The sequence below is a fragment of the Sphingomonas flavescens genome (assembly GCF_030866745.1).
Classification (GTDB): Bacteria; Pseudomonadota; Alphaproteobacteria; order Sphingomonadales; family Sphingomonadaceae; genus Sphingomicrobium; species Sphingomicrobium flavescens.
In genome coordinates this window covers 1,737,574-1,751,039 of the sequence record NZ_CP133016.1, presented here as the reverse complement: position 1 = coordinate 1,751,039, position 13,466 = coordinate 1,737,574, and the positions used below count along the sequence as shown (strand labels likewise).

Here is a 13,466-nt window from a genome sequence, read left to right as displayed (position 1 = left end):
AAACAGGAACGGATAGGGCTTGGCAAGGCGGTGGTCCTGCCGGTCTGCGTTGGTTTTGGGGGATAGAGTGGCCGCAGTTGCCGAATTCGACAGTGTCGGCCTGCGCTATGGCACGGGCGCCGAAGTCCTGCGCGACCTGGATTTCCGCCTTCGCACTGGCGCTTTCTATTTCCTCACCGGTGCCTCGGGTGCCGGCAAGACGTCATTGCTCAAGTTGCTCTACCTCGCCCAGCGACCCACGCGCGGGCGGATTCGTCTTTTCGGCGAGGAACTGACCGAAGCACCGCGTGAGGCGATGCCGCCATTCCGGCGACGCATCGGCGTCGTGTTTCAGGACTTTCGTCTGATCCGTCATTTGTCCGCGCTCGACAACGTCGCACTTCCTCTCCGGGTCGCCGGCGCGCGGGAAGAGGATATCGAAGGTCCCGTGCGGGAAATGCTGGCTTGGGTCGGACTTGCCGACCGCGCCAGCGCCCGCCCGCCCACATTGTCAGGCGGCGAGCAGCAACGCGTGGCCATCGCCCGTGCGGTCATTAACCGACCGGAACTGCTCGTCGCCGACGAACCGACCGGCAACGTCGACGCCGAAATGGCCAATCGCCTGATGGGGCTGTTCACTGCACTCAACCGGCTCGGCACGACCGTGGTTGTCGCGACCCACGACATGAGCCTGATTGAAGCGACTGCCGGCGCGCAGGTCATTCGCCTGGAAAACGGAACGATCGAGGATCCGACTGGGCTTTTGCGCAATCCTCAGCGCAGGGGTGCCTGATGCTCGGCTGGCTGTTCGTTTCTCCGTCGGAGCGGCGCCTGCTCGGCGCGTCTTCCCGCCGCGCGCCCACCCCCTGGGTGATCGCAATCATGAGCTTCACGATCATGCTGATCGCCGCGACCGGCCTCGCGTTGGCAAACACGGCATCGGTACTCAGTAACGCCATCGAAGCCCGCTTCGCGCTGGAGGTGCCGGGCGGCGGCGCCAAACTCGACCAATTGGCCAGCATGGTCCGGTCGTCGCCGGGCGTGACCACCGTCGAACCCGTATCGGAAAACGACATGCGGCGAACGCTGGAACGATGGCTCGGGTCTGCCGCGTCGAGCCAGGACTTGCCGGTTCCGGCGTTGATCAATTTCGATGCCAGGACGGGTGTCGACACCAATTCGATCGAGGCGCGTGCGCGCACGATCGAACCGGGCGCACGCATCGTGTCGCATCGTGACAGTGTCGCGCCCTTGCTGCGGTCTCTGGCGCTGCTGCAGGTGGTGGCATTCGGGCTTGTTCTGCTGCTCAGTGCGGCTGCAGCCGCGGCCGTGGTTCTGGCGGCGCGCGGCGCGCTCGACACGCATCGCTTCACCATCGAGGTGATGCACGGCATTGGGGCGACCGATTTGCAGGTCACGCATCTGTTTCAGCGCAAGATTGCGATCGATGCGCTCATTGGCAGTCTTGCCGGCGGAGCGCTCGCCGCAATCGTCCTTCTGCTTTTAGCCGGCGGAGCCGCCTTTGCGGGCGAACTGACAGGCGGCGCGACGCTCGGGGTCTGGGACTTCCTGATTCTTGCGCTGCTGCCGCTTGCACTGACGGCGCTCGCGACCTGGGTTGCCCGGATGGCGGTGCTGCGGGCATTGCGCGAAGCCTTATGATTACGCGTCTCGGATCGTTTCTGCTGCTGCTCTACGCGCTCGGGTTCGTGCTGTTCGCATTCACGCTCGGCAAGGCGCAGCCGTCCACCGCTCCCTCAAGCGATGCCGCAATCGTGCTCACCGGTGGCCCGGGGCGCATCGAACATGGCATCGACGTACTCAAGGCCGACAAGGCGCGGCGAATGCTCATCGCCGGCGTCGACCCCGCCGTCACGAAAAAAGACTTGGCCCGCCGCATCCCCGGCGCAGCGCAATGGTTTATTTGCTGCGTCGACCTCGGCAGTGAGTCCGTCGATACCAGATCGAATGCGGAGGAGGCGGGCCGCTGGCTCGCACGACACCGGTATAAGTCGCTCCGGCTGATTACCAGCGACTGGCACATGCGCCGCGCGCAATATGAGTTCGCGCGGGTGTTGGGGGGCAAATACCAAATCGTCGCCGACGCTGTCCGAACCGAGCCAAGTTTCCTCACGCTGTTCGGCGAGTACAACAAATACCTGCTGCGCCGCGTCGCGGTGTGGGTCGACCTTTAATGACTGCGCTCCGATCGCTCCTTTACGCGGCCATCTTCTACCCAGCGACGTTTCTCTGGGTGCTGGCAGGGCTTACCGCCAGCCTCGTCGGGCCGCGACCGACGCTCGCTGTCGTGCTTAGCTGGACGCACATGCATCGCTGGCTGGCTGAGCATCTCCTCCACATCAATGTGAAGGTTGAAGGAGAGGTACCGCAGGGGCCGCATTTGATCGCGGTCAAGCACCAAGCCATGATCGAAACCCTCGACATGGTGCGCATCACGAACCTGCCAATCATCGTTATAAAAAAAGAGCTCGCCGACCTGCCGCTCTTCGGCTTGCTGACAAGGCGCTATGGGGTCATTCCGGTCGAGCGGTCGGCTGGTGCGAAGGCGCTCCGTTCACTGGTCTCCGAAGGGAAGAAGGCCAAGGCGACAGGGCGTCAGGTCATCATCTATCCCGAAGGGACGCGCGTGCAGGTTGGGGAAACGCCGCCGCTACGCTCGGGTTTTGCCGCGCTCTACCGGGCGCTCGGCTTGCCGGTGGTCCCGGTGGCGACCGACAGCGGTGTACTTTGGGGCCGCGGCTTGATCCATCGGCCCGGCACGATCACGTTGCGCATCGGCGAGACCATCCCCGCCGGGCTCCCGCGCGAAGAGGTCGAGCGCCGCGTTCACACCGCAATCAACGCGCTGGAACTAGCCCCGCAGGCGGGCGCCTAGCTTTTCGGCAGCGCCCACAACCGCTTTCGAAATTGCGCCAATCTGATCCTCGGTGAAGCTCGCCTCGATTGGCTGCAGCGTCACTTCGTAAGCCAGCGAGAGGCCATCGGCAGCCTCGAATCGATCGAACAGCCGCACGCCGATGATTGCATTCTTGTCGGCCCCGCGAATGGCGCGGAGTAGTTGATCCGCGGTGAGATCGGCTGGGACGATGAAGGCGAAGTCACGGGTGATCGACTGGAGCGCGGGAGGCGCGAACGCGCTTCTCGCCCGGCCAGCGTTGCGCGGCGCCGGAATGGCGTCGAGGTAGATCTCGGCAGCAACCGCGCCCGCGGGCGCATCTAGGTGGCGATTCAGGCTGGGGTGTAGCTCGCCGAATGCCGCGACGATGGTCTTCGGCCCAAGGCCAAGCTTGGCCGATCGTCCCGGATGCCATACCGGGCCCGCGTCCGGATACACTTGTAAATTCGCGACGGGCGCACCCGCAGCCTCCAGCAGCGCGGTCACCTCGGCCTTGGCGTCGAAGGCGTCGAAACTGACGGCTTTCCCATTCTGCCAGCTGCGCGAAGTTCGCTCGCCGGCAAAGATCAGTCCGAGCGTCGCTTGTTCACTCTCTCCGGTGTAACGCCGTCCAAGCTCGAAGAGCCGGACCGATGAGGCGCCCCGGTCCTTGTTCCGCCGCGCTGCCGCGATCAGCCCCGGGAGCATCGACGGCCGCATGACCTTCAGATCTTCGCTGATCGGATTGGCTAGGCGCCAATCGCCGCCACCGAACGGCGCGGCTTCGCGCTCGGAGATGAAGCTCCAGGTCACCGCCTCATTCAGCCCGCGCGCGGCCGCGGTGCGGCGCACGCGCCGTTCCAATAGCTGCGTTTTCGTCGCCGTCGGTCGTGCCACACCGGCTTCACGTTCGAGCGGGGTCGACGGGATCCGATCGTAGCCGACGATCCGGGTCACTTCCTCGACCAAGTCTGCCGGGCCTTCGACGTCACGCCGCCAGGTTGGGACATTGATTTCGTTTCCGCTCACGCCGAAGCCGAGCCGTTCCAAAATCGCGCGTTGCTCCGCTTCGGGCACGTCAATCCCGCCGAGCGCCCGCGTCCGGCCGTAATCGAAGATGATCGTCCGCTGCTCGACCGGCGCCTGCCCGACCCGTTCGACCGCCGACGGCTCGCCGCCGCAAATGTCGAGGATCAGCCCGGTCAGGATGGCTAGACCCTCATCGAGAAACGCGGGATCGACGCCACGCTCGAAGCGGGTGCGCGCATCGCTGGTCAGCGCCAGCGCCTGCCCCGTGCGGGCAATCCGCTCCGGCGTGAAATAGGCGACTTCCAGCATGACGTCGGTCGTCGTGTCGCTGACGCCGCTATCTTCGCCGCCCATGATGCCGCCGATATCGTGCACCTGGGCGTCGTCGGCGATCACCGTCATGAACGGCTGGAGCGCATATTCCTTTTCGTTGAGCGCGAGCACCTTCTCGCCCTCGCGCGCAGTGCGCGCGGTTAGTCCGCCGCTGAGCTTGGCGATGTCATAGGCGTGCGCCGGCCGGCCATGCTCCAGCATGACATAGTTGGTGATGTCGACCAGCGCGGAAATCGGTCGCTGCCCCGCCGATTTCAGCCGCCGCTGCATCCAGTCGGGTGACATGCCATTCTTCACGCCGCGGACCGCGCGCCCGAAGAAGGCCGGGCAGCCCTCGGGATCTTCGATGCGGATCGGCACCGGGTTGGCGAACGCGCCTTCGATCTGCGGTACCGCCAGCGGCTTGAGCGTTCCCAGGCCCGCCGCGGCAAGATCGCGCGCGATGCCGCGGACGCCCATCGCGTCCTGCCGGTTCGGCGTCACGTTCACGTCGAACACGGGGTCGTCGAGGCCGGCATATATCGAATAAGCGGTCCCCACCGGCGCATCCGCGGGAAGCTCAATGATCCCGCTATGATCGTCGCCAAGCTCCAGCTCGCGCGACGAGCACATCATGCCGTTGCTCTCGACGCCGCGGATCGCTGCGACCTTCAGCGTGATGCCGCTGCCCGGGATGTACGCACCCGGCGGACCGAACACGCCCAGCATGCCGGCGCGCGCATTCGGCGCGCCGCAGACGACCTGCAACGGGCCGTCGCCCGCATCGACGCTCAGCACCTGCAGCTTGTCCGCCTGCGGATGCTTCTTCGCGGACAGCACCTTGGCGACGCGGAACGGCGCCAGCGCCTCCGCCGGATTGGAAACCTCTTCGACCTCCAGGCCGATCGCCGTCAGCTTGTCGGCGATCTCCTGCGCTGGTGCGTCAGTGTCGAGATGCTGCTTCAGCCAGCCGAGCGAGAACTTCATGCGCCCACTCCCCCGGACAGCGTGGGCACGTCGAGCGCGCGGAACCCATAATGCCGCAGCCACCGGATATCGCCGTCAAAGAAGGCGCGGAGATCGTCCATCCCGTATTTCAGCATCGCCAGCCGGTCGATGCCGCAGCCGAAGGCGAAGCCCTGCCATTCATCGGGATCGAGGCCGCAATTCGCAATCACGCGCGGGTGCACCATCCCGCTGCCCAGCACCTCCATCCAGCCTTCCTGGCCGCCGACCACGCGGCGGCCCCTCTCCATCGACCAACCGACGTCGACCTCCGCCGAAGGCTCGGTGAAGGGGAAGTAGCTCGGCCGCATGCGCAGCACGACGTCGTCGCGCTCGAAGAAGGCCTTGAGGAAGGTCTCCAACGTCCACTTCAAATGACCGAGCGTGATGGCGCGGTCGATGACCAGCCCTTCAACCTGATGGAACATCGGCGTGTGCGTCGCGTCGCTATCGGAACGATAGACGCGGCCCGGCGCAATCACGCGGATCGGCGCCCCGTTCGCCTCCATCGACCGGATCTGCACCGGCGACGTGTGCGTGCGCAGCACCCGCGCCTCGGTCTCGCCCTCGCGAGGTTCGAGGTAGAAGGTGTCCTGCATCGCCCGCGCCGGATGGTTCTCGGGCATGTTGAGCGCGGTGAAATTATACCACTGCGTTTCGATCTCGGGCCCTTCGGCCACGGCGAAGCCCATGTCGGCGAAGATCTCCGCCAGTTCGTCCATCACCTGGCTGACCGGGTGAACTGTCCCGCTCACGCTCTCGGCCGCAGGGAGCGACAGGTCGACACGCTCGGTCCCGAGCTTCCGTTCCAGTTCGGCATTTTCCAGCGCCGATTTTCGATCCGCCAGCGCCGACGTCACCCGCTCGCGCAGGGCGTGGATCTTCGGTCCCTCAGTCGCCCGCGTCTCGGCATCCATGCCTCCGAGCGACTTGAGCATTGCCGTCACCGAGCCCGCCTTGCCCAGCGCGGCAACGCGCAGGCTTTCGAGGTCGCCGAGCGTGTCGGCGGCGGCAATGCGGTCTAGCATGGTTTCGGCGTCAATCATCGCCGCGGCTCTAGCAATGCCGCACTGCAAAATGCAAAGGCAGGGCCAGCACGAAAGGCCCGCGATGTCCGATTGGCCCGAACTCAGCGTTGCACAGGATCACGAGACGCTGTCGATCCTGCACCTCGCCGCGCAGATGCTTGGCAAGCTACGCGTCGCCCACGCACCCTGGATGAACCACGGCTGGCATGTTGCGCTTCAGCCTAATGCGCGCGGCCTGTCGACGTTGCCGACGGCGGCGAGTGGTGGACGAACGTTCACGCTGACGCTCGACCTTTGCCGTCACGCCGTCGTGCTGTGGATCAGCGACGGCGGTCGCGAGGAAGTGCCGCTGAACGCCGGCAGCATCGCCGCGCTACACGGTCGCCTGATTGACATCCTTGACACCCACGGGCTGCCGTCGAGCTTCAATGGACGTCCGAGCGAAATTCCCGACGCGGTCGATTTCGCCGCTGATGACAAGCCGCGGAACTACAATCGCGATTCTGCTACTCGCTTCCGCGAAGCGATCGCGGCAATGCTCCCCGCCTTCCAGAACTTCCGCGCCGGCTTTTCCGGCAAGGCCAGCCCGATCCATTTCTGGTGGGGTGCGTTCGATCTCGCCGTTAGCCGCTTCTCCGGTCGCACCGCGCCGCCGCATCCGGGCGGCATGCCCGGCCTGCCGGACCGCATCGCGCGCGAAGCCTACAGCCATGAAGTCGCCAGTGCCGGCTTCTGGGCTGGCGGCGTGACCGAGGCTGAGCCTTTCTTCTACAGCTACATTTACCCAGAGCCGGACCGCTATCGCGCCACGAAGGTGCTGCACGGCCGCTTCGACGAGACCTTCGGCGAGTATGTGTTGCCCTATGCCGAGGTGCGCGAAGCGACCGATCCGGTCAGGATGCTGAACGAGTTCTTCGGTTCGGCCTATGCAGCAGGAGCCAACCTGGCCCGCTGGGACCGCGACGCGCTCGAACGCGAGCCAGTCGCGCCCTAGGACGTCACGAACGGGAATGGCGAGATCGACTTCCTTGTCCGATCCACTGCCAGCATCCGCCCCGCCGGCGGCGTCGCGCGGTAGGCACAGTCCACGCGGGGGCAGATCGTACATGCCGGCCCCACCCATGTCGCGGGCGCTTTCTCGAGATCGTAAACGTCGGCACAGGACAACTTGTGCGCGTACCGGAGTTCACAGCCGAGCCCGATCGCCAGCAACCCAGTCGACACCTCCGTTTTGATCGGCCGCTCGATCGTCCGCGACACGGTGAAGTACCGCTGCCCGTCCGGCGTCTCGATAATCTGTGTGACGACCTGCCCGTGCGCCTGGAACGCCGCGTGCATGTTCCAGCGCGGGCACGTCCCGCCAAACCGCGAGAAAGGGAAATTCTCGCCGGCGTAGCGCTTCGAGATGTTTCCGGCGGGATCGACACGCAGCATGAAGAAGGGGACGCCGCGGGCGCCCGGTCGGTTCAACGTGGTGAAGCGGTGCGCGATCTGCTCGACGTTGGCGCCATATTCGCCGGAAAGGCGGTCGATCGAATAGCGATAGGCTTCGGCGCTCGCCAGGAAACGGCCGTAGGGCATCATGATTGCCCCGGCGGCGTAGTTCGCCAGACTCATGTGCAGCAATTGGCGGATGCCTTCGTCGGGCGGCGCGGCGTCATCGACCAGGCGGTTGAGCACGCTCGCAAATTCCACCAGTGCGAGCTGATAGGCGAGCGCGAATGTGCGGTTTTCTGCGCGCAACTGGGATGACATCAGGAAAACACGCCGGTCTGGATCGTAGAGCTGGCTGACGTTCCCCAGCTCCGACTGCGGCACGACCGACGCGCTAATCCCCCAGGCCTCCTTCAGCCGCCGCCGCATCGGCTCGGCCATCGACAACGGGTCGGACAGCGCGCCTCCAAGCGTTTCCGCCGCTTCTTCCAGCTCCGGGTAATGGTTGCGATGCGCTTGGATATAGTCGCGCACCCAGTTCTCGGGCGTCACAAGGGCCCGCGCGTCACCCTCGCCCGCGAGCTCCGGGTTGCGCCCGGTTTCCTTCACCGCGGTGTAGAGCCGCGCGATGGCGTCTGCGACGGCGGGCGCATTGTTGGCGATCTCGACCAGTTCGTACCGCGGCACGCCGAGGTCGCTGAGCATGGTGTCCGAAAAGATCTCCGACAGCGCATCGGCGCTCGTGCGTGGGCCGCCGCCGGTCGCGAAGGTCCGAACGTCGACGTCGTACAATTCCGCCAGCCGCAGGAGCAGCGACGCCGTCACCGGCCGCTGGTTCCGCTCGAGGTGATTCAGATAGCTGGGGCTGATCCCGAGGCTTTGCGCCATATCCGTCTGCGACAGCGAATGGTCCCGTCGCAAGCGGCGCAGTCGTTGACCCAGGAACAGTTTGGCGGACATTGCGCAAAAGCTGTCAACAAACGCCAAGAATCACAAGTCAACTTGTGACAATCCGTCCCTTTTCGACGCACCGCGAATCACCTCGCCGTGTTTTGCCTTCCGCGACTTCGGGTTGAGTTACGGGAGAACAGCAGTGACAAGTTTTGACGGATGTGTGGCCGCCCCGGCTGGAAGGTTCGACGGCATCGAGCGGCCGTATGGCGTCGAAGACGTTCTCAAGCTGCGTGGGTCGATCCCGATCGAGCACACTCTTGCCCGCCGCGGCGCCCTCAAACTGTGGGAATTGCTGAGCGAGGACGAGCCCGTCCGCGCGCTCGGCGCTCTCAGCGGCAACCAGGCGATGCAAATGGTTCGGGCCGGCCTGAAGGCAATCTACCTTTCGGGCTGGCAGGTCGCGGCGGACTCGAATGTCAGCGGCTCGATGTACCCCGACCAGTCGCTCTACCCCGCCAACTCGGGTCCGGAGCTCGCGAAGAAAATCAACAAGACGCTCGCTCGTGCCGACCAGATCGAGCATCTCGAAGGCGGCGCCAAGCGCGATTGGTTCGCGCCGATCGTCGCCGATGCGGAGGCCGGCTTCGGTGGCCCGCTCAACTGCTTCGAGATAATGAAGTCCTATATCGAAGCGGGCGCGGCGGGCGTTCACTTCGAAGACCAGCTCGCATCCGAAAAGAAGTGCGGCCACCTCGGCGGCAAGGTCCTCATCCCCACCCAAGCGGCGATCCGCAATCTCGACGCCGCTCGCCTTGCCGCCGACGTGTGCGGGGTGCCGACGATCGTCGTCGCGCGCACCGATGCCGAAAGCGCGAAGCTCATCACCAGCGACGTTGATGAGCGGGACCGCCCCTTCATCACCGGCCAGCGGACGCCCGAAGGCTTCTTCCGGCTCAAGGACGGCACCGGACTCGATCATTGCATTGCCCGCGGCCTTGCTTTCGCGCCGCACGCGGACCTGATCTGGTTCGAAACCAGCCACCCGAACCTGGAAGAGGCACGCGCCTTCGCCGAGGGCATTCATGCGCGCTATCCGGGCAAGAAGCTCGCCTACAATTGCTCGCCGAGCTTCAATTGGAAGGCAAAACTCGACGAACAGACCATCGCCAATTTCCAGCGCGAGCTTGGCGCCATGGGCTACAAGTTTCAGTTCGTAACGCTGGCCGGTTTCCATAGCCTCAACCATGCGATGTTCGAGTTGGCCGGCGCCTACCGCGACCGCGGCATGGCGGCGTACTCAGAGCTGCAGCAGGCGGAGTTCGCCAGCGAAGCGGCGGGCTACACCGCGACCCGCCACCAGCGCGAAGTGGGGACCGGCTATTTCGATGCCGTCGCCACGGCCGTGTCGGGCGGCCAGTCATCGACTGTCGCGCTGAGCGAATCCACCGAAGCTGCTCAGTTTCAGCAGCCCACCATCGTCGCCGCCGAGTAAGGGAGAAGCAGCATGGGACAGCGTTATTGGGTCATCGGCGGTCAGTATGCCGACTGCCACTTCGACGATATCCAGCCTGGCACGGAAGTCGTCCACGGCCCCTACGCCGATGAGGTAAAGGCGCGAATGGAATGGCAGCGCCTGACGTTCAAGGATCGCCACGAAGCCACCGAACGCTACTCGATCTGCGTGGAGCCGGTGATACTGTGAGCAGCGTGATTGACCGCGCCCGCATCATTGCCGAACCAAGCCAGGTCGCGGGAGCGGCGGCTGTCCTGACCGAAGACGCACTCGAGTTCATCGCCGAGCTCCACGAGCGCTTCGACCAGCGTCGACGGGACCTTCTCGATGCGCGCGTCGAGCGGCAACATGGGTTCGACGCCGGTGAGCTGCCGGACTTTCCGGACGAAACCCGCGAAATCCGCGAGTCCGATTGGACGGTGAGCGCGATTCCGGCCGACCTGCAGGATCGTCGCGTCGAGATCACCGGCCCGACCAACGCCAAGATGGTCATCAATGCGCTCAATAGCGGCGCGCGGGTGTTCATGGCCGATTTCGAGGATGCGACGTCACCGGTGTGGGACGAGCTCATCCAGGGACAGGTGAACCTTCGCAACTACTGGCTGGACCGGCTAGACTTCACCGATGCGGACAGCGGCAAGCACTATGCGGTCGGCGACAGTCCCGCTGTGCTGCTGGTCCGCCCGCGCGGCTGGCATCTGCCCGAAGAGCACGTGACCGTGGACGGCCAGCCGGTCTCCGGCGGCCTGTTCGATTTCGCGCTATACGTCTGGCACAACGCCCGCGCTGCTCTCGGGAAAGGCTCCGGCCCTTATTTCTACCTGCCCAAGCTCGAGAGCCGACATGAAGCCGCGCTGTGGAGCGACGTGTTCAAGTTCACCGAGGATAAGCTCCGGCTTGAACGCGGAACGATCAAGGCCACAGTATTGATCGAGACGCTGCCCGCCGCGTTCGAGATGGATGAGATCCTCTACGCCCTGCGCGAGAATATCGTCGGCCTGAACTGTGGCCGCTGGGACTACATCTTCTCCTACATCAAGCGGCTAGGCCGAACCGCCGACCGGCTAACGCCCGATCGCGCGCTGATGACGATGGGCGAGGCGTTTCTCGCGGCCTATTCTCTCCGGCTGATTGCCACCTGCCACCGCCGCGGCGCTTTCGCGATGGGCGGCATGTCGGCCTTCATTCCGGTCAAGGGCAACGAAGCCGCCAATCAGTCCGCGATGGACAAGGTTCGCGCCGACAAGTTGCGTGAGGTCGGCAACGGGCACGACGGCACCTGGGTGGCACATCCGGCGCTCGTAGCGGTCGCGATGGAAGCCTTCGAAGCGATGCCGGGACCGAACCAGCTTTCGAAGATGCCGCAGCATGTGCCTGGCCGCGACGAGATGCTGCGGCTGCATCAGGGCTCGCGGACCGAGGCTGGGGCTCGCGAAAACATTCGTGTCGGCGTCCAGTATGTGGCTGCCTGGCTCGGCGGCAAAGGCGCCGTGCCGCTGTACCATTTGATGGAAGACGCGGCGACCGCGGAAATCTGCCGCACCCAGCTGTGGCAGTGGCTGAAGTTCGAAGCCCCGCTGGACGACGGGCGGGCCTTCACGCTCGATCTGTTCGAACAATGGTTCGAGGAAGAGGTCGGTTTGCTTGCCGAATTCCCGAATATCACGGAAGCCGCGCGCCTGATGCACAACATGATCGTCGCGGACGACCTGGTCGAATTCCTCACCCTGCCGGCGTACGAGATGCTCGACTGACCGGGGTTGCTCGCCTGCTTCCAATCGCCGATCGGATTGCCATGCATCGGAAGCTCGTCGCTACAGGCGCATCGTTGGCCGGGGTTGCCGTCTTGCTGGGCGCCTTCGGCACCCATGCCTTGGCCGGTCGGCTGGGGCCGCAAGCTCTTGGCTGGTGGCAGACCGCTATTCAATACCAGGCCTGGCACGCAATCGGCATATTCGCGCTTGGATTGAGTGGCCCGGATTGGACGCGGCGGCCCGCTTGGTTGCTAGCTGCAGGCGTGCTGATCTTCGCCACTACCCTCTACGCCATGGCACTCGGCGCTCCGCGCTGGCTGGGCGCGGTCACACCGGTCGGGGGACTACTGATGATCGCGGGATGGGGTCTGCTCGTCTGGCAAGCGATTTCCAGTCGAGATTGATAGGCCGTTCACTGGCAGCGTTTCGAGTAAATGCCCGATCGACTCTCGCAAGGGGCCTCAAAGTAGAGCCGATAATCCGTAATGTTCGTAGGGTCCCGATCTCGAAACGGAATGAAGTCTGTGCGGTTCACGTCGATCACGTTGATCCCGTAAGTGCGTCCCGCAATCAGCCGCAGGGGGGCGGGCCGCATCAAACCATTCAGTCGTACGCCAAGCGGAATTGGGAGTTTCGTCTCAACACATGGAGCAAAATCATCACCAGGTGTTCTCAAGTTCCAGACGACCTGGCTCGGTTCGAAAATTTCGATGGCGCGAACGCAAAGACTTGGATGTTGAAGGCCGATCCGTCGCCAAAACGTCCAAGGAATGTCTACAAATAGCGCATTGTGCAGGCGGAGCACCCTAATGTCCGGAGCGGCAGGTGTGCAGCTCGTCAGAATTAGTGCTGCGACAGCGATCAGTGCGGTCGGGAACTTGACTGACATGCGAGCACTGTGACGCAGTTTTCAGAAAACAAAAGGGCGCCGAAATCGCTTCCGGCGCCCTAATTGTCTCGCTTCAGAAAGCCTTAGGCGGCCTTCTGCGTTTCCTTGCCTTCCAGTGCCTTCTTCGCCTGCGCGATGATGGCGCTGAACGCCTCGCCTTCGTGCATCGCGATGTCCGCGAGCACCTTGCGGTCGAGGGTGATGCCGGCGAGGTTCAGCGCGTGGATGAACTGGCCGTAGGTCAGTCCTTCGGCGCGAACCGCGGCGTTGATGCGCTGGATCCACAGCGCACGAAAGCTCCGCTTCTTCACCTTGCGGTCGCGGTAGGCATACTGGCCTGCCTTCTCGACCGCCTGGCGGGCGATGCGGATCGTGTTCTTGCGGCGGCCGTAATAGCCCTTGGCCTGTTCCAGGATCCGCTTGTGCTTTGCGCGGGTGGTTACACCCCGTTTGACGCGTGCCATCTAGCGGGCCTCCTTACTTCAGGCCGTACGGGGCCCAGCCCTTCACGCGCGCCACATCGGCGTCGGCGAGAAGTTCGGTGCCACGGTTCTGGCGGATGTACTTGGCGTTGTGGCTGATCAGGCGGTGGCGCTTGCCGGCCACGCCGCACTTGATCTTGCCGGTCGCCGTGAGCTTGAAGCGCTTTTTGACGCCGCTCTTGGTCTTCAGCTTGGGCATTTTCGTCTCCTTGTAGCGCTCGAGAGCGCGACGTTATCCAATCGCCACGGCA

14 protein-coding genes are annotated in these 13,466 nt (G+C 64.4%); 9 read left to right on the top strand and 5 right to left on the bottom strand.

What is annotated here, in order from left to right; translation table 11 throughout:
• The first annotated feature begins 67 nt into the window (after nt 1-67).
• Genes ftsE through QU596_RS08975 form a run of 4 tightly spaced genes read left to right on the top strand, consistent with a single transcriptional unit; the run spans nt 68 to nt 2,875 of the window.
• Nucleotides 68-772, top strand: a complete 705-nt coding sequence (gene ftsE / locus QU596_RS08990; RefSeq protein WP_308515114.1) for a cell division ATP-binding protein FtsE — start codon at nt 68-70, stop codon at nt 770-772.
• Nucleotides 772-1,641 (top strand): cell division protein FtsX, encoded by an 870-nt coding sequence (locus tag QU596_RS08985; RefSeq protein ID WP_308515112.1) that lies wholly within the window; start codon nt 772-774, stop codon nt 1,639-1,641. The genes ftsE and QU596_RS08985 overlap by 1 nt, the downstream gene beginning before the upstream one ends.
• On the top strand, nt 1,638-2,174 hold the full coding sequence (locus tag QU596_RS08980) for a YdcF family protein (protein WP_308515110.1): 537 nt from the start codon (nt 1,638-1,640) through the stop codon (nt 2,172-2,174). The genes QU596_RS08985 and QU596_RS08980 overlap by 4 nt, the downstream gene beginning before the upstream one ends.
• The gene (locus tag QU596_RS08975; RefSeq protein WP_308515108.1) at nt 2,174-2,875 is read left to right on the top strand and encodes a lysophospholipid acyltransferase family protein; all 702 of its coding nucleotides are present in this window, start codon (nt 2,174-2,176) and stop codon (nt 2,873-2,875) included. Before QU596_RS08980 ends, QU596_RS08975 begins: the two co-directional genes overlap by 1 nt.
• Here the strand turns inward: QU596_RS08975 and pheT are convergent.
• Complete coding sequence (gene pheT, locus QU596_RS08970) at nt 2,852-5,203, bottom strand: phenylalanine--tRNA ligase subunit beta (protein ID WP_308515107.1); 2,352 nt, start codon at nt 5,201-5,203, stop codon at nt 2,852-2,854. The two genes, QU596_RS08975 and pheT, sit on opposite strands and share 24 nt — an antisense overlap.
• Complete coding sequence (pheS, locus tag QU596_RS08965; RefSeq protein ID WP_308515105.1) at nt 5,200-6,267, bottom strand: phenylalanine--tRNA ligase subunit alpha; 1,068 nt, start codon at nt 6,265-6,267, stop codon at nt 5,200-5,202. Before pheS ends, pheT begins: the two co-directional genes overlap by 4 nt.
• Nucleotides 6,268-6,331: 64 nt before the next feature.
• Between pheS and QU596_RS08960 the strand changes: the two genes are divergently transcribed.
• Nucleotides 6,332-7,243, top strand: a complete 912-nt coding sequence (locus QU596_RS08960) for a DUF5996 family protein (protein WP_308515103.1) — start codon at nt 6,332-6,334, stop codon at nt 7,241-7,243.
• Here the strand turns inward: QU596_RS08960 and QU596_RS08955 are convergent.
• Nucleotides 7,240-8,643: a helix-turn-helix domain-containing protein gene (locus QU596_RS08955; protein ID WP_308515101.1), complete on the bottom strand. Its 1,404-nt coding sequence runs from the start codon at nt 8,641-8,643 to the stop codon at nt 7,240-7,242. The two genes, QU596_RS08960 and QU596_RS08955, sit on opposite strands and share 4 nt — an antisense overlap.
• Nucleotides 8,644-8,776: 133 nt before the next feature.
• Here QU596_RS08955 and aceA point away from each other — a divergent pair, with 133 nt between their 5' ends.
• From aceA to QU596_RS08935, 4 genes are read left to right on the top strand one after another with little or no spacing between them, the layout of a single operon-like run.
• The gene (gene aceA / locus QU596_RS08950) at nt 8,777-10,069 is read left to right on the top strand and encodes an isocitrate lyase (RefSeq protein WP_308515099.1); all 1,293 of its coding nucleotides are present in this window, start codon (nt 8,777-8,779) and stop codon (nt 10,067-10,069) included.
• Between the two features lie 12 nt (nt 10,070-10,081).
• Nucleotides 10,082-10,279, top strand: a complete 198-nt coding sequence (locus tag QU596_RS08945) for a DUF4170 domain-containing protein (protein WP_308515097.1) — start codon at nt 10,082-10,084, stop codon at nt 10,277-10,279.
• A complete protein-coding gene (gene aceB, locus QU596_RS08940) occupies nt 10,276-11,844 on the top strand; it encodes a malate synthase A (RefSeq protein WP_308515095.1) in 1,569 nt (522 codons plus the stop codon). The genes QU596_RS08945 and aceB overlap by 4 nt, the downstream gene beginning before the upstream one ends.
• Nucleotides 11,845-11,885: 41 nt before the next feature.
• A complete protein-coding gene (locus QU596_RS08935; RefSeq protein WP_308515093.1) occupies nt 11,886-12,248 on the top strand; it encodes a DUF423 domain-containing protein in 363 nt (120 codons plus the stop codon).
• A 568-nt stretch (nt 12,249-12,816) separates the two neighbouring features.
• On the opposite strand, the gene rplT is transcribed toward QU596_RS08935, so the two are convergent.
• On the bottom strand, nt 12,817-13,197 hold the full coding sequence (gene rplT, locus QU596_RS08930; protein ID WP_308515091.1) for a 50S ribosomal protein L20: 381 nt from the start codon (nt 13,195-13,197) through the stop codon (nt 12,817-12,819).
• Between the two features lie 13 nt (nt 13,198-13,210).
• Nucleotides 13,211-13,414 (bottom strand): 50S ribosomal protein L35, encoded by a 204-nt coding sequence (gene rpmI, locus QU596_RS08925; protein WP_308515089.1) that lies wholly within the window; start codon nt 13,412-13,414, stop codon nt 13,211-13,213.
• Nucleotides 13,415-13,466 lie beyond the last annotated feature (52 nt).